The organism is Nocardioides humi, from assembly GCF_006494775.1.
GTDB classification, from domain to species: domain Bacteria; phylum Actinomycetota; class Actinomycetes; order Propionibacteriales; family Nocardioidaceae; genus Nocardioides; species Nocardioides humi.
Genome location: NZ_CP041146.1, coordinates 700,731 through 725,745 on the forward strand (window position 1 = coordinate 700,731; position 25,015 = coordinate 725,745).

Here is a 25,015-nt window from a genome sequence, read left to right on the forward strand (position 1 = left end):
GACCTTGGAAACGAGGATGAGCACATGCCCAAGGAGCAGGTGCCCGGGAAGCCGCAGACGCGGCGCTACTCCCCGGAGGAGAAGGCAGCGGCGGTCCGGATGGTCCGCACGCTGCGAGCAGAGTTGGGAACCGAGCACGGGACGGTCCAGCGGGTCGCGACCCAGTTGGGTTACGGCGTGGAATCGGTGCGTCAGTGGGTCAAGCAGGCCGACATCGACGACGGCCACGTGCCGGGCGTGACCACAGCGGAGGCCAAGCGAATCCGCGAGCTGGAGCAGGAGAACCGCGAGCTCAAGCGAGCCAACGAGATTCTCAAGCGAGCGGCCTCTTTCTTCGGGGCGGAGCTCGACCGCCAACACAAGTAGTAGTCGCTTTCATCGACGCCAACCGCGACGAGGTCGTCGAGGGCAAGAAGCTCGGAGTCGAGTCCATCTGCACCACGCTGTCCAAGGCGGGGCTGCAGGTGGCTCCGAGCACCTACTACGCCGCCCGGTCCCGCGAGCCATCCGCACGCGCGCAACGTGATGCTGAGCTCAGACCGGCGCTGCGCGAGCTGTGGGAGGCGAACTACCGGGTCTACGGCGCGAGGAAACTGTGGAAGGCCGCCAGGCGTGCCGGACACGACGTCGGCCGTGACCAGGTCGCCCGGCTGATGCGCGCCGAAGGCATCGAAGGCGTCGTCCGCACGAAACGGGTGCGGACGACCAGGCCGGATGACAAGGCTGCACGGCACCCGGACCTGGTGAAGCGGAACTTCACCGCGACAAGGCCGAATGAACTGTGGGTCACCGACCTGACGTTCGTGCCGACGTTCGCCGGGATCGCCTACGTGTGCTTCATCGTCGACGCCTTCAGTCGGATGATCGTGGGGTGGCGAGTCGCCAGCCACATGCGCACCGAGATGGTGCTCGACGCGATCGAGATGGCCCGCTGGTCCCGCGGCACGCAGCTCGAGGGCCTGCGGTGTCACAGCGACGCCGGCAGTCAATTCACGAGTCTGCGCTACGGCGAGCGGCTCGCCGAGATCGGCGCCGTCCCATCGATCGGGACCGTCGGGGACAGCTACGACAACGCCTTGGCCGAGACCGTGAACGGCTACTACAAGGCCGAGCTCATCCGCGGTCCGGCGCGTCCGGGGCCGTGGCGCGCCATCGACGACGTCGAGCTCGCCACCCTCGGCTGGGTGCACTGGCACAACCACCAGCGGCTACACGGCTACCTCAGCGACCTCCCGCCGACCGAGTTCGAAGAAAGGTTCTACGCTACCCAGCAGGGAACCCAGGCCCTGGTTGAAATCAAATGACCAGAGCCTCCATCAGACCCAGTGCGGTTCAATGGCGGCTTGCGGAGCCGGACAGTCTCGCGCACAGGGTTGCGGTGGATCGCTTCGTAGCGGACCGCAAGGCCGAAGGCGAGGCTGAGCACCGTCTTCGATTGCTTGGCCATGCTGTAGCTCGTCTTGGCCTGTGCCTTGAGGAAGCGATCGACTCGGCCAACCGTGATCTCACGGAGGCTGTAGTGCTCGAAGGCAGGCATCACCAACTGACGCATATTCCGCTCATACAGCCCGCGGGTGCTCTCCGCGATCTTGCCTTCCAAGTCAAGGTCTTCCAGCCACACCTCGACCAACCGAGCGAAGGAGCTGTCGGGGGTCAGCTCACCGAAGGCTGCCGAGTGGCTTCGTCGCTCGCTCAGCTTCTCCTTCAAACGATGCTCTGCTGCCTTGCGGGTCCGTCCGGTCGCCTGGACACGACGCATCCGACCATCGTCATCACGGACCCGGACTCTGGCGCGGACAGTGCCGTTGGGCATCGTCGTGACCTCGATGTCTCCGAAGGTGCCGATCGGAGTACGGGGCCTAGCCACGGTCCGTCACCTCTGCTCGCTCGTGCGGCCGGACGCCGACTCGCGTTGCTGAGCGAGCCAGTCGCGTACGTCGCTGACAGCGAACTTCACATGTCGGCCAACGCGGATACCGCAGGGGCCTTTGCCGTCGACGCGCCAGTCGTAGATCGTGGTGATCGGGACGCCGAGGTAGTCGGCCAAGTCCTCGATGCTCAGCAGCGGCTCCAAGCCGGCTGCCGGGGTCTTGTCGGTCTCCATGTCCGACAGGTGCGAGACAGGTCCCATGCCGACCCAAGGCGGTACAGGTCAGTCCATGCGTTCGCGCATCAGTCCGGTTTGTGGAGGCATCTGAGACGCCAAAGTGGAGGGTTTGTGGAAGGGTGGTCAAATCCCGAAAACCTTTCAGGCCCGGGAAACCTTGATTTCCCGGGCCTGATTCGTAGCGGGGGCAGGATTTGAACCTGCGACCTCTGGACCTCCAGCGCGTGCACGTTCCACCGCTGGATCCTTTGACCTTACTTGCCGATGTGTGCTCTGACCTGCGCAGACGCGCACAACCCAGCGTGTCGACTCCAGAACTTCTTGACGATGTCTGCTCGGATCAGACGGCTTGCGCTGGCGTTTTCGGGACATAAGCGCGGCGTGGCTCGAATCGCAGTCGGGCCCGGAGAATGAGCCATGATTCCTGCCTGTTCGTGCCCAACTAAGATCGGCGGCATGCGGGACCTCCGAGCACCGGCCGGGACACGCGGTGCGCGCTACGCGCTGGCCGCGGTGGCCGTCGCGCTGTTCGGCCTTCTGTCGATGCACGGTTGGGGATCCCACACAGGCGTCCACTCCATGGGAGCAACACCCGCGAGCGTCATGATCCCCGCCGACTCCCGCGTCCATGACCACTCTGGCCCGTCTGAGAGTGAGCCGGGTGCATCTGCACCGGTCGTGACGGATGTGCCGGCGGGAATGGATTCTGACGAGCCGGTCGGCGAGAGTGGGGCGACGCTGCTTGGCCTCTGTCTGGCCGTGTTGGCCGGTTTGGTGCTGGGGATCGCGCTCCTGCTGGCGCGTCGGGGCTTCCGCATCCCTCGTACCCTTTTGCCGGCATGGCAGCCCCTGCTGTTCATCGGGCGTGACCGCGACCCGCCCAGCCTCGACATGCTCTGTGTGATCCGCTGCTGACAGGTATCCGTCACGAGGCGCCCACCCTGGGGCGTCTCGAGTTTCGCCTGCCCAGACACCCGATCACACAGATGGAGCAACACTCATGCGCAAGTCGCTAATTACCGCCGTTGTGGCGGCCTCGCTGTTCACCCTCGCCGCCTGCGGCAACGACGACGACACTGACACCGCGGCCAGCCATAACGAGGCCGACGTCACCTTCGCCCAGGAGATGATCCCCCACCACCAGCAGGCCATCGAGATGGCCGACCTCGCCGAATCACGCGCCGAGAGCCAAGAGGTCAAGGACCTCGCCGCCGACATCGAGGCAGCCCAGGGCCCCGAGATCGAGACCCTGACCGGCTGGCTGGAGTCTTGGGGCGAGGACGTCCCGGATGAGGGCATGTCGGGTATGGATCACGGCGACATGTCGTCCGATGAGATGGGCGGAATGATGACCGAGGACGAGATGGCCGAGCTCGAGGCGGCCGCCGGCGCGGAGTTCGACCAGATGTTCCTCACCATGATGATCGAGCACCACGAGGGTGCGATCGAGATGGCCAAGACCGAGCAGTCCGAGGGCGAGTTCCCCGATGCCGTCAACATGGCCAAGGAGATCGAGACGACACAGGCGGAGGAGATCCAGACGATGCAGGACCTGCTGAAGTCCTAATGTCGTTCCTGGTGCCGGGCAGGACAAAGCTAGTGCGCCTGCCCGGCACCCATCCTCACCTCGGAGCCGCCGTTATGTACCGACCCCATGTCGCCCTCATGTCCATCCTCGTTGGCGCCGCTCTCCTCACGAGCGCCTGCGCCAAGGACACCCCAGCGACAGCGCCGCCCGCCGATGACGACACGAGCGTCGGCCACATCCATGGTCTCGGCGTCGATCCGGCCGACGACAGCCTCTACGTCGCCACCCACTTCGGCCTCTTCCACGTCGACGAGAGGGGCCGCCCGAGCCGCGTCGCAGACCGGTATCAGGACACGATGGCGTTCACTGTCGTCGGCCCTGGCCACTTCCTCGGCAGCGGGCACCCGGACCTCCGCGAGGACCTGCCCGCTCACCTGGGCCTGATCGAGTCCACCGACGCCGGGGAGACCTGGAAGCCGCTCGCCCTCCAGGGCGAGGCGGACTTCCACATCCTCGAACCCGCCGGCGACGCCCTCTACGCGTACGACGCGACCTCGGGCAGCCTGCTGCGAACCGAGGACCGGAAGACCTTCGACGACGTGTTCCAAGGTCCGCTGATCAGCGTCGCGGCGTTCGATGAAGGCGACCCGCCTATCGCGACCGACGGCAACGGCCAACTCGTCAGCATCGACGCCAAAACCGGGCAGACCCGTGAACTCGGCGGCCCGACCATGATGTACCTCGACACCACTCCGGACGGGACCCTGGCCGGAATCGACCCCGACGGCGTGGTTCGAGTCAGCACCGACACCGGTCGAACCTGGCGCCAAGCCGGCTCAATCGATGGCCAACCGGCCGCGTTCACCATCAGCACCCAAGGCTGGTACGCCGCCACCGAGACGGCCGCCTACCGGTCCACCGACGACGGTGTCACCTGGTCCCGCGTGCTGTGACGGTCCAGGGACGATGAGCAAGCGCAGAGCCACGCATCGGCGCGCGGGTTCCCATCGCGCGCCGCGTAGGCGTGCGACGAACGGGCTCACCGTCCTGGCAGTGCTGGCGGCGACCGTCGCCGTGGCCGCACCGATCGCGCTTCTCAACCCCGGCGCACCGGACACCGGGGAGGCGGGCCGCCGCACACCAGTTGCTGCCTCGCCCTCCGAGCCCGCCCCTGACCCGACTCTCAAGGGCCGGCGACCAGACGGTGAGGTCGCGGTCGGTCGAGATCGTGACCCGGTTCCGAAGGGGCCGCCTTCCCCCGCCACTCGCATTCCGGAGCGCGGCCCCGGCACCTTCGAAGTCGCCGCCGCTGCGCCACTCGGCTCGCAGGAAGGGGTGACGTACCGGGTCGAGGTCGAGCGGGGCCTGCCCTTCAGCACCGTGGATGTGGCGCGGCTGGTCGAAGCGACCCTGGCTGATCAGCGCGGCTGGGCGACGCGCCATACGCTCGTCCGCGTCGATGGGCATGCCGACCTCCGCATCGTCCTGGCCACCCCGCAGACGGCCGATCGACTCTGTGCACCGCTCGACACGGGCGGTCGGCTGTCCTGCCGCAACGGCGGGGACGTCGTCCTCAACGCCTGGCGCTGGCAGTTCGGCGCAGACGGATACGCCGGTGACCTGCAGGCATATCGGCGCTACGTCATCAACCACGAGACGGGTCACGCCCTGGGCTACCCCCACGTCGGGTGCCCCGGTTCCGGAAGGCTCGCGCCGGTGATGTTGCAGCAGACGAAGGGCTTGGCCGGTTGTCGGCCGAACCCGTGGCCGTCGCGGGTAGATCTCGTCGCCCACTGACGGCACCATCGATCGGTCGGGCACCCGACGTATGGACCAGAGCACCTCGGGGTACGGGCGGGGTGATGGACCGCCGCCAGCGACCGCCCTCCAGCCGAGTTCGAACGCTCGCTGGTTGTGTCCTGGCCGCTCTCTTCGTTCTTGCCGGCATCTCCGGCGATGACCTGTTCGCACGACACGTTGGGATGACAGTTGCCACTCCTGCGGCTGTCGCCGAAGCGGTTGCTCACGCCGACCAGGCGCCGGCTCTTGCGCGAGTCCGTGAGGGCAGCGGCGGCCTTCTACCCGGATCCAGTCACGGTCCTGGTAGCGAGGATGAACCCGCCCATCTGCTGCACATGCTGGGCGCCTGTCTGTCCATCCTTGCCGTCAGCGTCCTGCTGTTGCGCCCGGGCGGGTTCTGGCGTGATGCGAACCGCATGCTGAGGGCACCGCCGTCGCGGCGGCTCCTCGCCGCTCACTGGAGGGCAAGTGCCCGCGGAAGTCCCCCGCCCCTCTCGCCACCACGTGCGTCTCCGGCGATCCGGACCTGAGGGCTCTGTGCAGCCGGCGTCATCACCATGGTGCCGCGCTGCTGCTCGTTCGACAGCCCACAGGACCACGTCACGACGAGAGGGAGAAACTCATGACCAGCACGATCAGCGACATGATGGAGACCTACCCGGCGGAGATCAACACCGACCGCGAGCTCATGGCGCAATGCGTCGAAGCATGCGTGGAGTGCGCTCAGGCGTGCGCGGCGTGCGCCGACGCATGCCTGAGCGAGGAGATGGTCGCCGAACTGACCAAGTGCATCCGCACGAACACAGACTGCGCCGACATCTGCGAGGCCACTGGCCGGGTGCTGTCACGCCACACCGGTTACGACGCCAACATCACCCGCGCAGTGCTGCAGGCGTGCGCTCAAGCCTGCAAGTCCTGCGCGGAGGAGTGCGAGAAGCACGCCGAGATGCATGAGCACTGCCGCATCTGCGCCGAGGCGTGCCGGCGGTGCGAGGACGCCTGCAACCGCGTCCTGAGCGCCATCGGTTGACGCGGCCGCTCGGGATGGCCGGATCCGAACGGTTCGGTCATCCCATGCCGCCTGCACGCACCCACTTCGATCTTGAGGGACGATGAGATGAACCAGCGTCAGCAGAACGAACAACAGCATGCCAACCACCGCGAGCCGGGCGAACATTCCGATCGCGAGAAGAGTGACAACCGAGCCCGCGCCGGCGACTCCGGGGGACACCACGAGGCGAAGATGTATCTGCGCTTCGGCCTGATGATCGCGACCTCGACTGCCGTGATGTTCGCGCTCACCTACACCAATGCGTTCAGCGCCGATCATGTCCGCTTCAGCGAGGAGCGCGTGTACATGGCGCTCCTCATGGGCGCGGCGATGGCACTGATCATGCTGGCCTTCATGTGGGGGGTGATGTACCGCAATCGCGTGGTGAACATCGGCATCATCCTGGGCGCATTCGTCCTCGGCGGCACTGCCCTTTACCTGTCGCGTTCGCAGGCCCTGGTCGATGACGAGAGCTACATGAAGGCGATGATCCCTCACCACTCGATCGCGATCTTGACCAGTGAGAGATCCGGTATCGAGGACGTGCGGGTCCGTGAACTCGCCGACGCGATCACGGCGACGCAGCGCAAGGAGATCAAGGAGATGGACTGGCTGGTCCAGGACATCGAGGAGAGCGGTCCGGCCACGACGAAGGAAGAAGCCGATGCACGGCCCGTCCCCGACTTCCAGGGCTCGGCCTCGGGCCTTCCGGATGCTCGATGGAGTGCCCGAGAGTTCCTGCGGGCACTCTTGGCGCTGCCACTGCCAAAGGAGCCGGGTCAGCAGTGACTACATGCGAGGACTTGCCGGCGTTCGCTCGGCAAGCCCTCGCAGGGGATGAGCGTCAGCCCACGGGCTGAAGGCGTTCGTCCCTTACCGGCTCAGCCTCCGCGGGCTGTGCAGGCAACCGCAGGCGCTTGAGCAGGAGCGCGTTGACCGCGACCAGGAAGCTGGACCCCGACATCGACAAGGCGGCGACCTCCGGCCTGAGCACCAGCCCGAAGGAGGGCTCGAACACGCCCGCCGCGATGGGCAGCGCGATCGCGTTGTAGCCCACCGCCCAGCCGAGGTTCTGCCGCATCTTCCGCAGCGTGCCCCGGCCGATCGTCAGCGCCACAGGCACGTCCAGGGGGTCCGACCGCATCAGGACGACGTCGGCGGCCTCGATCGCGACGTCGGTGCCCGCGCCGACTGCGATGCCGACGTCTGCCTGCACCAGCGACGGCGAGTCGTTGACTCCGTCGCCCACCATCGCCACGGCCCGGCCCTGCGCCTGCAGCTGCTGGACCTGGTGCGCCTTGTCCTCGGGCAGCACCTCGGCGATGACGTCGTCGATCCCCAGCTCCTCGGCAATCCGCTCGGCCGTCGCTCGGTTGTCGCCGGTCAGCATGGCGACGCGGATCCCGGCCTTGTGTAGCGCCGCGATGGCGGCGGCGGAGGTTTCGCGGACCGCGTCGGCGATGCCGATCACGGCGACGGCTCGACCGTCGACGGCGACGAACACTGCTGTGCGGCCGCCGGCGGCGATCTCGTCGCGCCGGGCGCCGAGGTCGCCGGTCGTGATGCCCTCCGAGTCCATCAGGCGTCGGTTGCCGATGGCGACCTTGTGGCCGTCGACCTCGGCGAGGGCGCCGATGCCGGTGACGTTGCGGAAGCCGGTCGCACGCAGACGCGGCACATCAGTGTCGTCGACGTACCGCACGACGGCTTGGGCGAGCGGATGTTCGGACTCGCGTTCGAGTGCGCCGGCGAGGGCCAGCGCCCGGTCGTGGTCGAAGTCGCCCACGACGACCTCGGTGACCTCGGGCTCGCCCTTGGTCAGGGTGCCGGTCTTGTCGAACACGACGGTGTCGATGCGCGCGGAGGACTCGATCGCGGTGGCGTTCTTGAACAGGATCCCGCGCTTCGCCCCGAGGCCGGAGCCCACCATGATCGCTGTCGGTGTGGCCAGCCCGAGGGCGTCGGGGCAGGTGATGACGACGACGGTGATGGCGAACAGCAGCGCGGTCTGCACGCTCGCGCCGGCCGCGAGCCAGACCAGGAAGGTCCCGACTCCGCCGACCAGGGCGACCAGGACCAGCCAGAACGCGGCCTTGTCGGCGAGCCGCTGTCCGGGGGCCTTGGAGTTCTGTGCCTGTTGCACGAGGGCGACGATCTGGGCCAGGGCGGTGTCGGCACCGACCTTGGTCGCGCGCACCCGGAGAGTGCCGCTGGCGTTGACGGTGGCGCCGATGACCTGGTCGCCGGGTGCCTTGTGCACCGGGAGGCTCTCGCCGGTGACCATGGACTCGTCGACTTCCGACTCCCCCTCCTCCACGGTGCCGTCGGTGGCGATCTTCGCCCCGGGTCGCACGAGGAGCAGGTCGTCGACCTGGACTTGCGAGGTGGGGACCTCGACGGGCTCGCCGTCGCGGAGCACGGTCGCCATCGGAGGGGCCAGGTCCAGCAAGGTACGGATCGCGTCGTTGGCGCCGCCTCGTGCGCGCATCTCGAACCAGTGTCCGAGCAGCACGAACGCAGTGAGCATGACCGCGGCTTCGTAGAAGACTTCGCCGCCACCGGTGAGGGTGACCCCGAGGGAGTAGAGCCAGCCGGCGCCGACGGCTACGGCGACCAGCACCATCATGTCCAGGGTCCTGGCGCGAAGTGCTCGCCAGGCGCCGTCGAAGAAGATCCAGGCGGAGTAGAAGATGACCGGCAGGGACAGGATCAAGGTGAAGATGTCGTCGCGCATCCCGAACGGGGCTGCTGCGTCGAAGCCGAGCATGTCGCGTCCCATCGGGGAGTACAGCGAGACGGGTATGGCGAGCAGCACGGCGACGAGGAACCGGTTGCGCATGTCACGGACCATGTCGGCCATCGACATCGCCCCGTGTCCGCCGTGGCCCATCGCGTCGTGCGGTGACGAGACGGGCGTAGCCGGGCCGGTAGGGCCGGTGTGCTCGTCGTGTCCGGCGTGCGGGTCGTGTTCGCCGTGCGCGACCTGCTGAGCGTGGTCGACGTGGTGATCATGACCTGGTTCGAGCATCGGGTCGCATACGTGGCTGGGAACAGACTGCCCGGCGCAGTGGAAGCCGCACTCGCGGACCCAGTCCCGCAGCTCGCTGATGCTGGTGCGGTTCGGGTCGTAGGTGACGGTGGCGGTCTGGGCGACCGGGTTGGCGGCCACGGAGTGCACGCCGGGCTGGCGTGACAGCACCTTCTCGGCGATGTTCTTGCTGGTCGCCCATTGGACCCCGGACACCTCGAGGACTGCGGTTGCTCGTCCGTCGCGCCGCGCGTCGGTGTCGTGGTCGGTGCTGGGGTGTTCGTGCTGGGTCATCGTCCTGCCTCCACCTTGGGAAGGTTGTTCTTGGCCGAGTCGTGATCGAGGTGGGGCGTCTCGGTCGATTGCGTGGAGACGGCCTGGAACCGGCGTAGGCGCAGGCTGTTGGACACCACGAACACCGAGGAGAAGGCCATGGCGGCCCCAGCGATGAGCGGGTTGAGCAGGCCGAGTGCGGCCAGGGGCAGTGCCGCGACGTTGTAGGCGAAGGCCCAGAACAGGTTGCCCTTGATGGTGCGCAGCGTGCGGCGGGACAGTCGGATCGCGTCGACGGCGGCGCGCAGGTCGCCGCGGACCAAGGTGAGGTCGGAGGCCTCGATGGCGACGTCGGTGCCGGTGCCCATGGCGATGCCCAGGTCGGAGGTCGCCAGTGCGGCGGCGTCGTTGACGCCGTCCCCGACCATGGCGACGGTGCGGCCCTGGCGTTGCAGGCGCTCGACGACGGCGACCTTGTCGGCCGGAAGGACCTCGGCGATGACCTCGTCGATGCCTACCTCGGCGGCGACCGCGCGGGCGGCTCGTTCGTTGTCGCCGGTGAGCAGCACCGGCCTCAGTCCGAGCTCCTTGAGCTCGGCCACGGCCTGGGCGCTGGTGGGCTTGATGGCGTCGGAGACGACTAGCACGCCGCGGGTTTCGCCGTCCCAGCTGGCGGCGATCACGGTCCGTCCTTCCTGCTCGGCTGCATCGACGACCTGTGCCAGGCGCGGGCCGAGGGGCTGGCTCCACTCCTGGGCGAGCCAGCCGGGCCGGCCCGCCACGACCGCGTGGCCGTCGACCACTCCGGCGACGCCGAGGCCCTGGGTCGAGGTGAATCCCTCGACGTCGGGCAGCCGCTCCTCGAGGCGTTGGCTGGCGCCGGTGGCGATGGCTTGACCGATCGGGTGTTCCGAGGCGTTCTCCAGCGCCCCGACCAGCCGGAGCAGTTCGTCGCCGTCGACGTCGTCGGCGGGCACGGCCTGAACGAGTTCCATCCGTCCGGTGGTCACGGTGCCGGTCTTGTCCAGGACGATGGTGTCGACCACCCGGGTGGATTCGAGCACCTCGGGGCCCTTGATGAGCACGCCGAGCTGGGCGCCGCGGCCGGTGCCGACGAGGAGGGCGGTGGGTGTGGCCAGCCCGAGGGCGCAGGGGCAGGCGATGATCAGGACCGCCACTGCGGCGGTGAACGCTGCGGTGACGCTGTGGCCGGTCAGCAGCCAACCGGCGAGGGTGGCCAGGGAGAGGGCGATCACGATGGGAACGAAGACTGCCGAGACCCGGTCTGCGAGGCGCTGGACTTCGGCCTTGCCGTTCTGGGCGTCCTCGACCAGCCGTGCCATCTGGGCCAGCTGGGTGTCGGCTCCGACGCGGGTGGCCCGGACCAGCAGGCGGCCGCCGGCGTTCACGGTCGCGCCCACGACGACGTCACCAGGGCCCACCTCGACGGGGACTGGTTCCCCGGTGAGCATGGAGGCGTCGACCGCCGAGGTGCCGTCCTCGACGACACCGTCGGTGGCGACCTTCTCGCCGGGGCGCACGAGGAACCGGTCCTCGACCGCGAGCTGGCTCACCGGCACACGCACTTCTGCGCCGTCGCGGAGTACGGCGACGTCCTTGGCGCCCATGTCCAGCAGGGCGCGCAGCGCCGCCCCGGACTGGCGCTTGGCACGGGCCTCGAAGTAGCGGCCGGCGATGATGAAGGTGGTGACCGCGGCCGCGACCTCGAGGTAGATGTGGACATCCGCCTCGCCGTCGGGGAAGAGGTCGAACGGCATCCGCATCCCGGTCATCCCGGCGTGGGTGAACAGCAGTGCCCACAGGGACCAGAGCCAAGCGGCGGTGACTCCGACGGAGATCAGGGTGTCCATGGTCGCAGCGCCGTGCCGGGCGTTGGTCACCGCGGCGCGGTGGAAGGGCCAGGCGCCCCAGACCACGACGGGCGAGGCCAGGGTCAGGGAGATCCACTGCCAGTTGTCGAACTGCAGCGCAGGGATCATCGACAGGGCCAGGACCGGAGCCGTGAGCACGGCAGAGACGACCAGGCGCTGCCGCCAGCTCGCGGCCTCGCGGTCACGGTCGTCCGGCTCGGGCTCGGCCGTGGTGGGTTCATCGCCGGTCACCGGGGCGGGCACGGCGGCGGTGTAGCCGGTGGCTTCGACCACGGTGACGAGGTCGGCGGGGGTGAGGGTCGTCGGGTAGCTGACCTTGGCCTTCTCGGTGGCGTAGTTGACCGTGGCGGAAACGCCGTCGAGCTTGTTCAGCTTCTTCTCGATCCGGGCGGCGCAGGAGGCACAGGTCATCCCACCGATGGCGAGCTCGACGTCATTGAGGGCACCGGGCGTGTTGGCCTGAAGTGTCATGACTGTGCCTCCTGCAGGGACGGTGGTTCGGTGGGAAGGTTGGGTCCTCAGGCGAGCTGGTAGTCGCCGGCCTCGTCGAGGGCGGCGGACACCTGGGACTGGTCGAGGGGCTGGGTGCTGGTGACCGTGACCGACGAGGTGCCGCCGGCGACGAGGTCGACGGTGACGTCGGTGACCCCATCGAGGCTCTTGAGCTCGCTGGTGACGGCGCTGGCGCAGTGACCGCAGGTCATGCCGGTGACGGCGTAGGTGTTGGTGGTCATCTCGGTTCCCTTCGTTGCGTCGGTGGCGGTCGATTCAGTGTTGGTACCGGTAGAACTCTTGGTCTCGGTGCTGGATCCGCAGCCGCATCCTCCGCAGCCGCACCCACCGCCGTCTGCGGAGGTGTCGAGCAGCTGGAGGTCGAGGCTGGTCTTGGTCGTGGACATCGGTACTCCTTGGTTGGACGGGTCGATCATGAGCGGACAAGTCGTCGGATCGCTGCTGAGGCCTCGTTGAGCTTCTGCTGGGCCTCGGCGGGGTCAGTGGCGTGCGTCAAACAATGCTCGAGGTGCTGGTCGAGGAGAAGTAGCGCGACACCTTCGAGGGCCTTGGTCGCGGCCGAGACCTGGGTGAGGATGTCGATGCAGTACTGCTCCTCGTCCACCAGTCGCTGCAGGCCGCGGATCTGGCCCTCGATGCGGCGCAGCCTCGTCAGGACTGCCTGCTTCTCGGTGATGTAACCCGGTTCGACAGCCATCGCGACCTCCTCCTGCATGTACCCCATGGGGTATCGCCGTCGCTCCGAACTATACCCCGGAGGGGTACACGCGTAAGGCTGTCGGCCAGACCTTCATCGAACCTTCATCAGGGCAGGTTCCTGCCCCTCGAGGTCAGGCGCCGAGCTTGCTGCGGACCTGGTCGAGCAAGTCCTCAGGAGCCAGCCACATGGAGGGGTACTCGCCGTACCAGCGTTGCCGGCCCTGCTTGTCGATGAGCACGAAGCTGTGGCCCGGCAGGCCCGCGTGCATGCCCTTGCCGAGGGTGCCGTAGGCCTCGGCCACCGTGCCGTCGTCGAGCAGGAAGGGCGTGGTGACCCCGTTGGCCGCCATGTCGGCGGTGATCTGCTCACGGGTGTTCATAACGATCGGCAGCACGGTGACGTCCTCCTGCGCCAAGGCGTCGGCCTGCTTCTCGATCTCCCCCATCTGGACGATGCAGGACTGGCAGCCGGCGCCCTCGGAGAAGTACAGGAGCACGTTCTCGCCACGGTGTTGCGCCAGGGTGTGTTCGGCGCCGCCGGTGTCGGTGAGGGTGAAGTCGGGGGCGGTGCGGACCTCGTCGGAGGACTCGGGGCGCGAGGTGAGCATCATGGCCGTGATCACGGCGACCAGAGCCAATGCACTGGCAGTGCCGATCACGATGCGCAAGCGGCGGCGACGACCGGATGCTCGCGCAGCCTGTTCGGCGCGCAGGCGGCGGTCATTGCGCGATTGCTCGGCGGCCTTGTGTGACATGAGGTGTTCCTCCAGCATCCGGTTCAGCGGTGGTGTTCGGGGTGAGCGTCTGCCGCCGGGGCGTGGCAGGCGAGATGTTCGTCGGCCGCCGCGCCGGTCGACCCGTCCGGGCGGTGTCGGTCACGCAGGGTGGCAATGACGAACACTGCGGCGAGGGCCAGGACAACGAGTCCGAGCACCGGCTCGGGGACCGGGTCGACCCACGTTTCGATGCGGGCGAAGATCTCGGACAGTCCCTTGCCGATGGAGACCTGGAACCCCGGACCGCCGGTCATCTGGCCGGTGTTGGCCAGGTAGATGACGAAGCCGCCCATGACCGTGAACGCGGCGGCGATCGCGATGTTGATGGAGTTGGTGGCCAGCACCTTGCCCGCCAGTCGAAGGCGGACCGGCTTGGCCCGCAGGAATCCCCGCTCCCCGAGCCGGAAGCGGTCCCAGAGAAGGGCCATCACGAACAGCGGGAACACCATGCCGAAGGTGTAGGCCAGTCCCAGCGTCACTCCGCCGATGGCGGAGCCCGACAGGGCGGACAGGGTCATCACGCCGGCGAGGACCGGGGCACAGCAGGAGCTGGCGATCCCGGAGAAGACGCCGAGGGCGAAGAAGCTTGCGGAATCCCCCGGGCGGTGTCGGGGGCGCGCAGGAAGGACGGCAGGCTGAGCATCCGGCCGGACAGGCTGAGCCCCGCCAACGCGAGCATCAGCGCTCCGCCGGCGTAGTACAGCGGTGCGTGGTAGTTCGCGATGGTCGAGGCCACCAGGCTGATGCCCAGCGTGATCGGCACGAGCACGAGCGCGAGGCCGGCGGCGAAGACGAAGGTGAGCGGCAGCAGTCGCCACCGCCGGTTCTTCACCGCCACCGCCAGGTAGGACGGGGCGAGGAAGACGATGCAGCACGGTGCGAACAGGGCGATGCCTCCGGCGAAGAACGCGGCGAGGACCGAGCCGGTGGTCAGCAGGTCACCCATGGTTGGCCCCCTCGCCGCGGCGGCGGTGCTCGGTGCGTCGCCGTACCTGCACTTGAGGAGCTTCTCCAGCTTGCGTCGTGGCAGGCGTCCGCTGCTGAAGAAGGTGCCCTCGAGGAGGACCAGCGGGCTCATCGGCGCGCGGTGGCGTGCCATCAACGCCTGTCCCGCCTCGCTGCGCACAGCTACCGTGTCGACCGCGAGCGGGTAGTTGGCTGCGAGCGCCGTGAGCGCTCGGTGTGCGTCCTCGCAGAAGTGGCAGGCCTCGCTGTCCACGACGGTGATCCGGACCGGCTCGAATGCCGGCGTGGGTGATGACATGGCTTCCCCTCAGGCGCGCTGGTTCGACACGGTCCAGCGTCGACGGGGTGCTCGGGGAAAAGCGGCGAGGTTGTGTGAAGGTTCGCTGAAGATGCCCGGCGGTTGGTCCCGGATGTCCGGGCCCGAAGGCCCTACCGGAGGCCGGGGAGCCGCACCGTGAACGTGGCCCCGAGTCCGGGCCCGGCGCTGGTCGCCGAGATCCCACCGCCATGTGCCTCGACGAGGGCGCGGGCGATGGCCAGCCCGATGCCCGAGCCGCCATGGCCACGGTCGCGGGCGGTGTCGGCACGGTAGAACCGGTCGAACAGGTGCGGCAGGTGCTCGGCCGCCACCCCCTGGCCGGTGTCGGCGACGCGATACTCCAGCCAGTGGTCGATCCGGCGGCAGGCCAGGGTCACGGTCCCGCCCGCGGGAGTGTGGCGCAGGGCGTTGTCGAGCAGGTTGCCGAGCACCTGTCCGAACCGGTCGGCGTCGACGCGGACCTGGCCGACATCGTCGAGCTCGGTGCGCAGGTCTACCCCCTTGGCGGCGTACCGGTCGCGGGCGACGTCGGCGGCCGCGGCGGCCACGTCAGTGGCCGCCACCGGTCGCAGCGTGACGTCGAGTCCCTCCTCCGCCCGGGAGACCGCTGTCATGTCCTCGGCGAGGCGGCGCAGGCGGCCTGTGGAGCCGCGGATGATGCCCAGGGTGTCGTCGTCCAGGACTCGGACGCCGTCCTCGACGGCCTCGAGGTGGGCATCGATCGTGGCCAGGGGCGTGCGCATCTCGTGGGCCAGGTCGGCCAGCATGCTGCGCCGAGTCGACTCGGTCGCTTCGAGCTTCTCCGCGAGACGGTTGTAGGTCAGTGCGAGGGAGGCGAACTCGCCGCCCAGACCCGGGTCGGGCACCCGGGCGTCGTACCGTCCGGCGGCGATCTGCGCTGCGGCGGCGGCCACGTCGCCGATCGAGCGCTGCACCCGGCGGCTGAAGTACCACGAGACCGCCAGCGCGGCGAGGACCGAGGCGAGCAGCGCAAGAGAGACCGAGAGGACCAGCGCCGAGGCGAAGGCCTCCTCGACGTGACGGGTCTCCTCGACCGTGTGGGTGTCGCCGGCCTGCTGCAGGTGGTCGCTGAAGATGCTGGGTCCGACGACGGAGGCGACCAGCCAGGTGGTCAGGGCCCCGGCCACCAGCACCAGGGCCTGGGCGACCAGGAGCCGAGCGGCGAACCGCGGCCGGGCACGGACCGTGTCCGCCACGAGTGCGAGGCTCCTCACTGCCCTGTGCCCATCCGGTAGCCGACGCCACGGACGGTCCGGATGAACCGCGCCTGAGTGGCGTCGTCGTCCAGCTTGCGGCGCAGGTGGCCGACGTGCACGTCGACCAGGTGCTCGTCACCGACCCACGAGGGTCCCCAGACGGCGTCGATGAGCTGGCGGCGGCTGAACGCCATCCTGGGCCGCTCGGACAGGGCGGCGAGGAGGTCGAACTCGGTGCGCGTGAGCGCCACTGGTTCGCCGTCGAGCCACACGTCGCGTCCCAGCGGGTCGATGACCAGCGGACCGAAGGTGCGGGCACCTTCCAAAGCATCGGACGAGGTTCCCAATGGACGGGGCCTGCGGAGCATGGCCTGGATCCGGGCCATCAGGATCCGGGGGCTGAACGGTTTCGTCAGGTAGTCATCGGCCCCACCGAGAGCCCGATCAGCGTGTCGACCTCTTCGCTGCGTGCGGTCAGCATCACCACGTAGGCGTCGGAGAAGGTGCGCAGCTGCCGACAGACCTCCACGCCGTCCAGGCTGGGCAGGCCTAGGTCCAGCACGACGACGTCCGGGTCGACGGCGCGGGCGGCCTCCACCGCCTCGAGCCCATCATGAACCACCGCCACCTCGAAGCCGTCGCGCTCGAGGTAGCTGCCGATGACCCCGGCCAGCTGCGTCTCGTCCTCGACCACCATCGCCCGGAGCCCGGTGCGGGGGCGACCACCCGCGGCACCCGTTGCCGGTGAGCCGGTCCTTTCGTCCATCACGTCCTCGCCCATACCCGCCATGATCGCAAGTCCGCTGCGCGGCAAGCCGTAGGTCAGCACCGGTGACGGCGGGTCCTTCAGCGAACCTTCACATGAACGCGACCCAGACGCAGTGGTGCCCGGGCGATCGTGGCAGTCACCAAGCCGAGCAAAGGAGCTGAGGACGATGATGGGCTGGTACCACGACGGCATGGGTTGGGGCGGTTGGATCGTCATGACCCTGGCCATGGTCGCGTTCTGGGCGCTGGTGGTCTTCGCCGTTCTCACGCTGTTCCGCACGGAGCGCCCCGGTGAGTCCACCCCGGACCGCCGCGACCCGATGCAGATCCTCGACGAGCGGTTCGCCCGGGGCGAGATCGACGAGGACGAGTACCGCGCCCGCAGCAGTGTGCTGCGTGCCTCGGTGCACTAGCACGCTCGCACCGCGCGCCTCGCACATCTCGCCCTCGCCGAACCTGAGTCAAGGAGCCCCACTTGTCCGAGATCACTCGTCGCGCCGTCCTTCGCGGAGCCGCCGGACTCGCAGGTGTGGCCGCCCTCGGTGGCCTTGCCTCCTGCAGCCGGTCAACGGAGACCGCGGTCGGTCCCGCCGCCGACGCGGTCGCAGCGGCGGAGGCGGCGCGCCGGAAGCCCGGAGGTCGACTCGTCACCGCCCGACTCACCCCGCAGCCGGTGACCCTCGACCTGGGTGGCCGGGCCGTGAGCACGTGGGCCTACGGCGACACCGCGCCGGGGCCGCTGCTCCGCGTCGACGCCGGCGACGTGCTCCGCGTCGATGTCGACAACCAGCTCTCCGCCGCCACCAGCGTGCACTGGCACGGCCTGGCGCTACGCAACGACATGGACGGCGTGCCCGGCATGACACAGGACCCGATCGCCGCCGGAGGGACGTTCCGGTACGAGTTCACTGCCCCTCACCCGGGCACGTACTTCTACCACCCGCACTCCGGAGTCCAGCTGGACCGTGGCCTGTACGGCGTCCTGGTCGTCGACGACCCCCACGAGCCGGGACGCTACGACGCCGAGTGGATCGTCGTCCTGGACGACTGGGTCGACGGGACCGGTCGCACCCCGGACCAGATCCTCGCCGACCTGCAGGAAGGCGGCGACGACTCCATGGGAGACATGCATGACATGGGCGGCATGGAGGGGATGGACCACGGCTCGATGGGCGGGTCGATGGGTGGGATGCACGGCATCGAAGGCATGCAGTCGCCTCTGCTGGGTGGTGCTGGGGACATCGCCTATCCGCACTACCTGCTCAACGGCCGGACTACCGAGGATCCGGTCACGCTCTCGGCGAAGCCGGGTCAACGCGTTCGGATCCGCTTCGTCAACGCCGGCTCGGACACGGCGTTCCGGGTCGCCGTCGGTGGGCACCGCATGACCGTCACACACAGCGACGGCTTCCCCGTCCTGCCGGTGCCCACCGACGCGCTGCTGATCGGGATGGGCGAGCGCTTCGACGCCACCATCACCATCGGGGAGGGCGTGTACCCGCTGGTCGCCACCGCCGAAGGCAAACAGGGCCAGGCGCTCGCCGTGATCCGAACCGGCGCCGGTCGCCCACCCACTGGCGACGTCAAGGTCCGCGAGCTGGCCCGCCAAGTGCTGCTCGGGACCGTCCTGTCGGCGGCAGAGTCGGTCCGCCTGGACCCGCGGTCGGCCGACAGAAGCCACGACCTCGTGCTGGGCGGCAGCATGGCGCCCTACCGCTGGACCATCAACGGCAAGACCTTCCCCGACACCGACCCGTTGCAGCTCACCCAGGGGGAGCGGGTCCGGCTGCGATTCGTCAACCACTCGATGATGTTCCATCCCATGCACGTGCACGGCCACACCTTCGCCCTGACGAACAGCGGAGCCCGCAAGGACACCGTCATCGTGCGCCCCATGGCGACCCTCGACGTCGACCTCGACGCCGACAACCCCGGCCAGTGGGCGACCCACTGCCACAACATCTACCACGCCGAGACCGGCATGATGACCACGCTCTCCTACCAGGGCCAGGAGTAACGATGTCCGAACAGCACTTCCAGTCTGAGGCCGAGGCCGTGCGGCCCGAGACGCTTGACGCCGCCGCTCCGGGCCACCGCCGAGGTCTCCTCGCCACCGCGTGGAACGCGCTGACCGCCCTGGTGGGCGGCATCATGGGCCTGCTCCCCCACCTGCTGCACCACGTCGGGATCCTCGGCGGAGCGGTACTGGTGACCGGCGCGACCGGCAATGTGCTGTTCGCCGTACTGGGACTGGTCTTCTCCCTGCCGCTGCTCCGGCGCCTCTATCGACGCTTCGGCACCTGGAAGGCCCCCGTTCTTGCGTTGGGTGTCTTCGCGCTGATGTTCTCCCTGTCAGCCTTCGTCATCGGCCCCGCCATCAGCAACGACGATCCGAACCCGGACCGGGACCGGACCCCCGTGCAGACCCCGGACCCTGAGGAACACGAGGGCCACCACGGTGGCTGACCACGTCGACCGCGCACCTTCAACGAACCTTCACACGAAGGGCGCGGTCACCTTCACCCGTCAGCGGGACGCTGAGAGTGCACCAAAGGACCACGGTCCGCGACGAAGTTGGAGGACGTCATGAGCAGCCGTTGGAGCATCAACATCACCCCCGCCGAACGCGTCGCTCGCGTCGTGATCGGCGGCCTCGCTGCGATCGCCGGCGCGTTATTGATGGGCGGCGCCGGATCGACCCTGGCGGTCGTCCTCGAGCTGCTGCTGGTGCTGGCCGGCCTCGACCTGGTCGTCACCGGGGCACTCGGACACTGCCCGCTCTACGCCAGGCTGGGTCGCGTGCCCGCCTCACTGAAAGAGAGGACGTCATGAGCACCACGAACGGCATGGACCCTGGCCCGCGCCGCGACTCTCAGGGATGGACCTACCCGGAGTCGCCTGCGACCACCGAGACCACCCACCACGCCGGGCAGGAGCCCGACCGCGGTGCTCACGGGGCGCACGGTGGTCACGGGTTGATGATGATCGTCTGCTGCATCCCGATGCTCGCCATCGCCGGCCTGCTCTTCCTCACGGGCGTAGCAGGTTCCGGCATCATCGTCTCCGCCCTGCTGTGCACCGCGATGATGGCGGCCATGATGTTCGCCATGCCCGGCGGGCACGGCGGTCACGGCGGTCACGGCCACAAGTAGCACGAGCATCGAGCCACGCTCGGCCTAGGGATGTGAGCCGGCATAAAGGGCCGCGGTGGAGCGTCGGTGCCGGTCACCCTCCGGTTCCTCACGACGCGTCCGGTCCGCACCGCCGACGGAGCCGCCGGGATCGGGGTCGCCCTGATGCTGATGCTACTGCTGGCCGGACTATGGGTCGGCCGCCAGGACCGCATCACCACCTACGACGACCACCTCGGTGCCGACCTCGTCGTGGTGCCCGCCGGAACGCGCAACCTCTTCGCCGACCCCGGCGCTCTCTGGAGCCGAGCGGGCGGCATCCCACCTCGATCTGACTATGCGGCCTGTTCGCTTTCCCGCCATGTGGTCGGCCTTCATCGATTCTTCACCGAATCACCGGCGATCCGCCCGGGTCAGGCCGCAAGGGTGAGGACCCGGTCTCCATCTGGCCGACGTCGTCCTCGCGAAAGGTTCACCCATGAGCTCAACATCCGGCACCGGTCCCGACGCGGCTTCTGCGCAGGCTGCGGAGGAACGGCACGGGTGGAGTCGGCGCATGCGGTTCGCTGCAATCTCTGCCGGTGCTTTGGCCATGCTCTCCGCCGCGGGTGGCCTGGCCGCACTCAACGGCAACGAAGATGGCGCCAACGACTCGACCGCGGCCACTCTCGCCGGCCACCGCGGCATGGTGGAGGGCACCGTCTGGATCGCCAACGAGGGCGGCGGCTCGCTCACGGCGATCGACGCCGCCACCAACCGGGTCGTGACCACCGTCGCCGGCGTCGAAGGGCCACACAACGTCCAGGTGTCTCCCGACGGTGCTTCGGTGTGGACGGTGAGTGGCCACGACGGATACGCCGCCATGCTGTCCGCCGAAAGCCTGGACCTGCACGGCGTAGTTCCGACCGGCTCCGCGCCAGCCCATGTCGTGGTCTCACCGGACGGGGCCACCGCGTACACCACCAACGGGGCAGACGACACCGTCTCCGTCATCGATGCATCCACCATGAAGGTCATCGACACCATCAAGGTGGGCCAGGGCCCGCACGGCCTCCGACCCAGCCCGGACGGCCGCTGGCTTGTCGTGGCGAACGTCGCCGACACCACGCTCAGCGTCATCGACACCCGGACCAACCAGCTGGTCACAGACATCGTCGTGGGGAAGGCCCCCGCGCAAGTCGCCTTCTCCCCCGACGGCAGGTTCGTCTACGCCTCCCTGAACGGGGATGACGCCGTGGCCAAGGTCGACATGGCGACGCGCCAGCTGGTCGGCACGGTCGCAGTCGGAGACGGCCCCATCCAGACGTACGTCACCGGCGACAACCTCTACCTCCTCGTCGCCAACCAGGGCACCGAAGGCTCGCCCGGGACCACGGTCTCAGTCATCGACACCAAGACGTTCACCGTGACCGAAATCGTCGAGACCGGGCAGGGCGCCCACGGCATCGTCGTCGACCCCTCCAGCCGGCACGCCTACGTCACCAACATCTACGGGGACGACGTCGCCGTCCTGGACCTCCAGGAGCTCGAGGTCGTGGCGCGGATCCCCGTCGGAGACAAGCCCAACGGCGTGAGCTTCTCCTCGCTCCCGAACGACGCCGAAGGCGGCAACGTCACGCTCGACCTTCCCATGGATCCCGAGGTGTCCGCCGACGAGATCGAAGACGGTCACGAAGACGGTCACGAGGACGGTCACTGATCTTCTGGAAGGCGATAGCGCCTCAGTGCCGCTGACTCAGACCCAGACATCGGGGTGGACTTTGCCGACCATCACCTTGCAGTTCGCCCCGCTGGACGAGCTTCCGCCGAATTTTTGGGTCACCAATCCGCGACATAAGCAGAAACGGTTCAAAATGCGAACGGCCTCTGACCTACGTTTCCGCAGGTCAGAGGCCACTTTTTCGTAGCGGGGGCAGGATTTGAACCTGCGACCTCTGGCTTGTTTCAGCCACTACGGAACGGCGTGGAAGATCGTGGATCTCCTCGGGTTTACGCGGGAAGACCTCACAGTCCACTTCGGAGTGTATCGGGTGAGCGCGGGTCCGGCTGGACCTGTATGTGGCTGGTTTCTGCCAGCGGCTCGAATCTCGGTCAAGCTGCAGCGATGAGTCTGCGACCGCCCGCAGTAGCGTCCTGGTCGACGATCGATTGAATGCTCCGGCCGTCTCGGCTCGGTCGACGACGTCGCGAGTCCGACCCGACGCGGAAAGTCATCACGGTCCATAGGTGATGGGAACGGTCGCCGGGACGAGGGAGGCGGATACCAGTGCATGGACGTCGAGGTCGACGTCGCCGAGGTCCACGCTGACGACCGCTGAGTAGGGCAGCTCCTTGTCCCAACCCTCGCGACTGTCCTCCCACCAACCGAGAACCGGATACACCGCAAGCAGTCGCGTACCCGCGAGATGAGAGGCCGGGACCGTGGCGTGGTCGTGTTGAAGGGTGCCTCGCGAGCGCGCATCGGCCGGAATCACCCATGGGTAGGAGCCGGAGCCGGGAGTGACACCCTGCTCAAGGACGACCTTGTTGATCCGCGCCCTGAATCCGTCGGCGGTCTCGGTCGGGCCCTGGAGGTCCCATCGGAGACGGCCGCCCACGTACGCGCGGCGGGTCAGGTTGTCGGTCGGCTCCGCGAAGTACGAGAGGGTGACGGCCAGATCGACGTCTGACTCTCCGATCGCGTGCAACTCGTCCTCTGGGAAGGGGATCTCGATGAAGTCCGCCTGACGGTCTGCCCTGGATCCCGTGTGCCGGCTCGGCTTCAGCGAGCCCTCGTAGACCATGACCGGCCGGTTCGAATCACTCGCCAGCGCGAGGTCAGGCCGGGGCACGCCGTAGCCGAACGAGCGAAGCAGATCACGCTGGTCCGGGAACTGCGCCACAGCTGCATCGGGCCATCGGGCCGTGTGGACGAGCAGGGCTCGCCAAGTGGAAGGCAGGAGCACAGGATGGGCTGCAGCGATCTGCGCGAGCGCGTTCGACGCCGCCGCGGCCGCCGGACTGGTCTTGTACGTGCGTCGCAACAGGCTGCCAGCTCCCCCGGCCGTCGACTGGAGCGTCAGTATGCTGAGGCCCTGCGCATCGGGGTTCTCCAATCCAACGCCGGGAGCAGTGTTGCCAGCCTCCATAACGATGTCCGGCTTGATCGGGCTATTGGCGACGACTGCGGTTCGGCTGTGTGGACTCAGCTGTCCAGCCGCAGCCAGCGGAGCGGGATAGCCCATTGCCGTGTCCGCGGCTGTCAGCCCGTCGAGGGCGGTGTATCCACCCACCGTCAGAACGTTCCATGCCTGACCAGGCTGCTGTAGGTGCGGCGGCCCGAGGTTGATGTATGGGTAGTCCGCCGGATCAGTGATCGTGTCAGCGTTCCCGCCCGCGACGACCAAAAGACGACCGTGGCCCCCGTTCCACGCCAGGACGTCGGCGGCAACCGACCACGAAGTGCGGTCGGTCTTGCCGATCGCTGGATTGTCGGCCCCGATGCTCAGGTTATGCACGACCGGTCGACCACCCGCGAGAGATTCAGCAACATCGATGGACTCAACCGTGCGCTCGGCCCACAGCACGCCGCGTTCGGGATCCCCGCCAGCATCAGCGGCAGATTCGAGCAGCCGCATCGCGACGAGCCAGGCGTCCGCGTGAAGGAGCCCGCCCGCGACGCCATCGGCGAGCGCGGAGTATGCGGCAACCCCTGCCATCTGAGTTCCGTGCCCGTCCAGGTCCGCCGAGCCGAGGACCCCCGGCACCACGCTTTCGGCACCGAGAAGGATGGGGCTGACGTAAGGATGCGAGGAGTCCACCCCGCTGTCATGGACCGCGACGACAACCGCATCCTCGGGTGGCTCGTCGACGTCCGCCAGCTCGCCAGCCTGATCCTGCGCCTCTGCGAGAACGATCGGGAAGACTGTGGGCGCCCGGTGCACCTCTGCTGCGTCGGGGAGAAGGACCGGGAGCGCCTTGAGCGAAGCCCCGCTCGCGAGCACGACGTGCACATCTCGCTCGGGCCCACGGAAGACCGGGATTGCCTGCGCGCCGTCGTCGGTCAGCGCGGCGAAGCTGGCAACGGTCGCATCGATAGTCCGGTGTTCGTCGGGGCTCAGTCGCGCTCCGCCACGGGTCCAGATCTCGACCCATAGCCGTTCCTCGTCTGCTATGTCGTTGGCGATCTCACCGAGACTCAAGTCCGCGATGGTGGCCATTGCGATGGCGTCGATGCGAGCGACGGGGTCCGCGAAGCGCGGGTTTCCCTTCGCGGTGTTCTCCTCGGCGTACGCGACGGCCTTGTTCCGGAGTCCCACGAGGTCATCCGTGACTCGGAAGGTGACCCGCCCCTCGCCGGTGACGAGCAACTCGTTCTCGGACCTCGTGGGAACCAACTTGCGAGCCACCAGCGGGTCTCCCAGACCGGGGCCAACGGCGGTGACCAGCGCTGACGACTCGGTCCGCTCCAGTTCCGCGCGAGCGGCGGCGATCTGCTCGGTCACTTGGTCGAGCTGAGACAAGACGATAGCGGCTTGCTGTGCACGATCGCGTTCGGGCACTTGCGGCGTCCGACCGGACCGCCGGGTGACGAACTGCTCGCGTGCGGCTGGGCGGAGCGCGAGGAGAGGAAGGCCGCCGACAATCACCCCCGATTCTGTCGGGCGGTCCCGTCGCCGTTGAGTTGCCACGCCCACTTGCTCCCTGCGCGCGACTAGCGCGACGAACTAAGTCGTCCAGCGGCAGCGCAAGGGCTCCGGCAATCGCAGCGACGACCGAGAAGCCCGGATCAGTCACGGCCGCTTGCTCGATCTTCGCGATCGTGTGGCCTGACACACCGCTCAACTCTGAGAGCTGCTTGCGGGTGAGGCCTGCGTCGTCACGGGCCTGGCGCAAGGTCGCTACGACCGAACGCGCCAGGTCCTCACGGGAACGCGTCCCGCGACTCGGCCTGCCTCGTTGGTGCAT

General features: G+C 68.3%; 26 protein-coding genes and 1 pseudogene. 13 read left to right on the forward strand and 14 right to left on the reverse strand.

The window, feature by feature from the left end; translation table 11 throughout:
* Nucleotides 1-24: 24 nt before the first annotated feature.
* Nucleotides 25-1,304 (forward strand): IS3 family transposase gene (locus tag FIV44_RS03430; protein ID WP_141003217.1). Its coding sequence is split into 2 segments (ribosomal slippage): nucleotides 25-328 and nucleotides 328-1,304, totalling 1,281 coding nucleotides; the frame shifts between segments, so codons are not numbered across the junction.
* Here FIV44_RS03430 and FIV44_RS03435 read toward each other — a convergent pair.
* On the reverse strand, nucleotides 1,259-1,759 hold the full coding sequence (locus FIV44_RS03435; protein ID WP_219996270.1) for a tyrosine-type recombinase/integrase: 501 nt from the start codon (nucleotides 1,757-1,759) through the stop codon (nucleotides 1,259-1,261). The two genes, FIV44_RS03430 and FIV44_RS03435, sit on opposite strands and share 46 nt — an antisense overlap.
* Before the next feature lie 114 nt (nucleotides 1,760-1,873).
* Nucleotides 1,874-2,104, reverse strand: coding sequence for a helix-turn-helix transcriptional regulator (locus FIV44_RS03440; protein WP_141003268.1), 231 nt, complete (start codon nucleotides 2,102-2,104; stop codon nucleotides 1,874-1,876).
* A gap of 459 nt (nucleotides 2,105-2,563) precedes the next feature.
* Between FIV44_RS03440 and FIV44_RS03445 the strand changes: the two genes are divergently transcribed.
* The 6 genes from FIV44_RS03445 to FIV44_RS03470 all read left to right on the forward strand — a co-directional run bounded on the left by FIV44_RS03445 (nucleotide 2,564) and on the right by FIV44_RS03470 (nucleotide 7,275).
* A complete protein-coding gene (locus tag FIV44_RS03445) occupies nucleotides 2,564-3,022 on the forward strand; it encodes a DUF6153 family protein (protein ID WP_141003269.1) in 459 nt (152 codons plus the stop codon).
* Nucleotides 3,023-3,107: 85 nt separating this feature from the next.
* Nucleotides 3,108-3,674, forward strand: a complete 567-nt coding sequence (locus tag FIV44_RS03450; RefSeq protein ID WP_141003270.1) for a DUF305 domain-containing protein — start codon at nucleotides 3,108-3,110, stop codon at nucleotides 3,672-3,674.
* Between the two features lie 98 nt (nucleotides 3,675-3,772).
* On the forward strand, nucleotides 3,773-4,588 hold the full coding sequence (locus FIV44_RS03455; protein ID WP_246086786.1) for a F510_1955 family glycosylhydrolase: 816 nt from the start codon (nucleotides 3,773-3,775) through the stop codon (nucleotides 4,586-4,588).
* Nucleotides 4,589-4,688: 100 nt separating this feature from the next.
* Complete coding sequence (locus FIV44_RS03460; protein ID WP_181410967.1) at nucleotides 4,689-5,432, forward strand: DUF3152 domain-containing protein; 744 nt, start codon at nucleotides 4,689-4,691, stop codon at nucleotides 5,430-5,432.
* Between the two features lie 625 nt (nucleotides 5,433-6,057).
* Nucleotides 6,058-6,465 (forward strand): four-helix bundle copper-binding protein, encoded by a 408-nt coding sequence (locus FIV44_RS03465; protein WP_141003273.1) that lies wholly within the window; start codon nucleotides 6,058-6,060, stop codon nucleotides 6,463-6,465.
* 87 nt (nucleotides 6,466-6,552) lie between these two features.
* The gene (locus tag FIV44_RS03470) at nucleotides 6,553-7,275 is read left to right on the forward strand and encodes a DUF305 domain-containing protein (RefSeq protein ID WP_219996271.1); all 723 of its coding nucleotides are present in this window, start codon (nucleotides 6,553-6,555) and stop codon (nucleotides 7,273-7,275) included.
* 55 nt (nucleotides 7,276-7,330) lie between these two features.
* Here the strand turns inward: FIV44_RS03470 and FIV44_RS03475 are convergent, their stop codons facing one another.
* The 10 genes from FIV44_RS03475 to FIV44_RS33840 all read right to left on the reverse strand — a co-directional run bounded on the left by FIV44_RS03475 (nucleotide 7,331) and on the right by FIV44_RS33840 (nucleotide 16,998).
* The gene (locus FIV44_RS03475) at nucleotides 7,331-9,808 is read right to left on the reverse strand and encodes a heavy metal translocating P-type ATPase (RefSeq protein WP_141003274.1); all 2,478 of its coding nucleotides are present in this window, start codon (nucleotides 9,806-9,808) and stop codon (nucleotides 7,331-7,333) included.
* Nucleotides 9,805-12,150 (reverse strand): heavy metal translocating P-type ATPase, encoded by a 2,346-nt coding sequence (locus FIV44_RS03480; RefSeq protein WP_141003275.1) that lies wholly within the window; start codon nucleotides 12,148-12,150, stop codon nucleotides 9,805-9,807. Before FIV44_RS03480 ends, FIV44_RS03475 begins: the two co-directional genes overlap by 4 nt.
* Nucleotides 12,151-12,197: 47 nt before the next feature.
* Nucleotides 12,198-12,578 carry a heavy-metal-associated domain-containing protein gene (locus tag FIV44_RS33490; protein ID WP_342778876.1) on the reverse strand — a complete coding sequence of 127 codons (381 nt, stop codon included), beginning with the start codon at nucleotides 12,576-12,578 and terminating at the stop codon, nucleotides 12,198-12,200.
* A 26-nt stretch (nucleotides 12,579-12,604) separates the two neighbouring features.
* Complete coding sequence (locus FIV44_RS03490) at nucleotides 12,605-12,907, reverse strand: metal-sensitive transcriptional regulator (RefSeq protein ID WP_141003276.1); 303 nt, start codon at nucleotides 12,905-12,907, stop codon at nucleotides 12,605-12,607.
* Between the two features lie 115 nt (nucleotides 12,908-13,022).
* Nucleotides 13,023-13,646, reverse strand: coding sequence for a peroxiredoxin family protein (locus tag FIV44_RS03495; RefSeq protein WP_141003277.1), 624 nt, complete (start codon nucleotides 13,644-13,646; stop codon nucleotides 13,023-13,025).
* Nucleotides 13,647-13,669: 23 nt separating this feature from the next.
* Nucleotides 13,670-14,188 (reverse strand): hypothetical protein, encoded by a 519-nt coding sequence (locus FIV44_RS31740; RefSeq protein WP_246086787.1) that lies wholly within the window; start codon nucleotides 14,186-14,188, stop codon nucleotides 13,670-13,672.
* On the reverse strand, nucleotides 14,185-14,931 hold the full coding sequence (locus FIV44_RS31745) for a cytochrome c biogenesis CcdA family protein (protein WP_246086788.1): 747 nt from the start codon (nucleotides 14,929-14,931) through the stop codon (nucleotides 14,185-14,187). Before FIV44_RS31745 ends, FIV44_RS31740 begins: the two co-directional genes overlap by 4 nt.
* Before the next feature lie 131 nt (nucleotides 14,932-15,062).
* Nucleotides 15,063-16,169: a sensor histidine kinase gene (locus tag FIV44_RS03510; RefSeq protein ID WP_141003278.1), complete on the reverse strand. Its 1,107-nt coding sequence runs from the start codon at nucleotides 16,167-16,169 to the stop codon at nucleotides 15,063-15,065.
* 14 nt (nucleotides 16,170-16,183) lie between these two features.
* On the reverse strand, nucleotides 16,184-16,495 hold the full coding sequence (locus FIV44_RS33835) for a winged helix-turn-helix domain-containing protein (RefSeq protein WP_425465152.1): 312 nt from the start codon (nucleotides 16,493-16,495) through the stop codon (nucleotides 16,184-16,186).
* Nucleotides 16,496-16,581: 86 nt separating this feature from the next.
* Nucleotides 16,582-16,998 (reverse strand): response regulator, encoded by a 417-nt coding sequence (locus tag FIV44_RS33840; RefSeq protein WP_425465153.1) that lies wholly within the window; start codon nucleotides 16,996-16,998, stop codon nucleotides 16,582-16,584.
* Nucleotides 16,999-17,104: 106 nt separating this feature from the next.
* Between FIV44_RS33840 and FIV44_RS03520 the strand changes: the two genes are divergently transcribed.
* The 6 genes from FIV44_RS03520 (at nucleotide 17,105) to FIV44_RS03545 (ending at nucleotide 21,767) form a co-directional block, all read left to right on the forward strand.
* Nucleotides 17,105-17,350 (forward strand): SHOCT domain-containing protein, encoded by a 246-nt coding sequence (locus FIV44_RS03520; protein ID WP_141003279.1) that lies wholly within the window; start codon nucleotides 17,105-17,107, stop codon nucleotides 17,348-17,350.
* Nucleotides 17,351-17,412: 62 nt separating this feature from the next.
* Nucleotides 17,413-18,954 (forward strand): multicopper oxidase family protein, encoded by a 1,542-nt coding sequence (locus FIV44_RS03525; RefSeq protein WP_141003280.1) that lies wholly within the window; start codon nucleotides 17,413-17,415, stop codon nucleotides 18,952-18,954.
* A 2-nt stretch (nucleotides 18,955-18,956) separates the two neighbouring features.
* On the forward strand, nucleotides 18,957-19,403 hold the full coding sequence (locus FIV44_RS03530) for a hypothetical protein (RefSeq protein ID WP_219996272.1): 447 nt from the start codon (nucleotides 18,957-18,959) through the stop codon (nucleotides 19,401-19,403).
* Nucleotides 19,404-19,523: 120 nt separating this feature from the next.
* A complete protein-coding gene (locus FIV44_RS03535) occupies nucleotides 19,524-19,769 on the forward strand; it encodes a YgaP-like transmembrane domain (RefSeq protein WP_141003281.1) in 246 nt (81 codons plus the stop codon).
* Nucleotides 19,766-20,089 (forward strand): hypothetical protein, encoded by a 324-nt coding sequence (locus tag FIV44_RS03540; RefSeq protein ID WP_141003282.1) that lies wholly within the window; start codon nucleotides 19,766-19,768, stop codon nucleotides 20,087-20,089. Before FIV44_RS03535 ends, FIV44_RS03540 begins: the two co-directional genes overlap by 4 nt.
* Nucleotides 20,090-20,831: 742 nt before the next feature.
* A complete protein-coding gene (locus FIV44_RS03545; protein WP_246086789.1) occupies nucleotides 20,832-21,767 on the forward strand; it encodes a YVTN family beta-propeller repeat protein in 936 nt (311 codons plus the stop codon).
* 514 nt (nucleotides 21,768-22,281) lie between these two features.
* On the opposite strand, the gene FIV44_RS03550 is transcribed toward FIV44_RS03545, so the two are convergent.
* Together FIV44_RS03550 and FIV44_RS33845 are read right to left on the reverse strand one after the other, a co-directional pair.
* On the reverse strand, nucleotides 22,282-24,552 hold the full coding sequence (locus tag FIV44_RS03550) for a S8 family serine peptidase (protein ID WP_246086790.1): 2,271 nt from the start codon (nucleotides 24,550-24,552) through the stop codon (nucleotides 22,282-22,284).
* Nucleotides 24,553-24,784: 232 nt separating this feature from the next.
* Nucleotides 24,785-25,015, reverse strand: a pseudogene (locus FIV44_RS33845) (helix-turn-helix transcriptional regulator); the annotation flags it as partial.

Bases quoted from the DNA above. Each gene is read 5' to 3' on its own strand.
- FIV44_RS03435 (WP_219996270.1), bottom strand. From the start codon at position 1,759: ATGCGTCGTGTCCAGGCGACCGGACGGACCCGCAAGGCAGCAGAGCAT.
- FIV44_RS03440 (WP_141003268.1), bottom strand. From the start codon at position 2,104: ATGGAGACCGACAAGACCCCGGCAGCCGGCTTGGAGCCGCTGCTGAGC.
- FIV44_RS03445 (WP_141003269.1), top strand. From the start codon at position 2,564: ATGCGGGACCTCCGAGCACCGGCCGGGACACGCGGTGCGCGCTACGCG.
- FIV44_RS03450 (WP_141003270.1), top strand. From the start codon at position 3,108: ATGCGCAAGTCGCTAATTACCGCCGTTGTGGCGGCCTCGCTGTTCACC.
- FIV44_RS03455 (WP_246086786.1), top strand. From the start codon at position 3,773: ATGTCCATCCTCGTTGGCGCCGCTCTCCTCACGAGCGCCTGCGCCAAG.
- FIV44_RS03465 (WP_141003273.1), top strand. From the start codon at position 6,058: ATGACCAGCACGATCAGCGACATGATGGAGACCTACCCGGCGGAGATC.
- FIV44_RS03470 (WP_219996271.1), top strand. From the start codon at position 6,553: ATGAACCAGCGTCAGCAGAACGAACAACAGCATGCCAACCACCGCGAG.
- FIV44_RS03475 (WP_141003274.1), bottom strand. From the start codon at position 9,808: ATGACCCAGCACGAACACCCCAGCACCGACCACGACACCGACGCGCGG.
- FIV44_RS03480 (WP_141003275.1), bottom strand. From the start codon at position 12,150: ATGACACTTCAGGCCAACACGCCCGGTGCCCTCAATGACGTCGAGCTC.
- FIV44_RS33490 (WP_342778876.1), bottom strand. From the start codon at position 12,578: ATGTCCACGACCAAGACCAGCCTCGACCTCCAGCTGCTCGACACCTCC.
- FIV44_RS03490 (WP_141003276.1), bottom strand. From the start codon at position 12,907: ATGCAGGAGGAGGTCGCGATGGCTGTCGAACCGGGTTACATCACCGAG.
- FIV44_RS03495 (WP_141003277.1), bottom strand. From the start codon at position 13,646: ATGTCACACAAGGCCGCCGAGCAATCGCGCAATGACCGCCGCCTGCGC.
- FIV44_RS31745 (WP_246086788.1), bottom strand. From the start codon at position 14,931: ATGTCATCACCCACGCCGGCATTCGAGCCGGTCCGGATCACCGTCGTG.
- FIV44_RS03520 (WP_141003279.1), top strand. From the start codon at position 17,105: ATGATGGGCTGGTACCACGACGGCATGGGTTGGGGCGGTTGGATCGTC.
- FIV44_RS03530 (WP_219996272.1), top strand. From the start codon at position 18,957: ATGTCCGAACAGCACTTCCAGTCTGAGGCCGAGGCCGTGCGGCCCGAG.
- FIV44_RS03535 (WP_141003281.1), top strand. From the start codon at position 19,524: ATGAGCAGCCGTTGGAGCATCAACATCACCCCCGCCGAACGCGTCGCT.
- FIV44_RS03540 (WP_141003282.1), top strand. From the start codon at position 19,766: ATGAGCACCACGAACGGCATGGACCCTGGCCCGCGCCGCGACTCTCAG.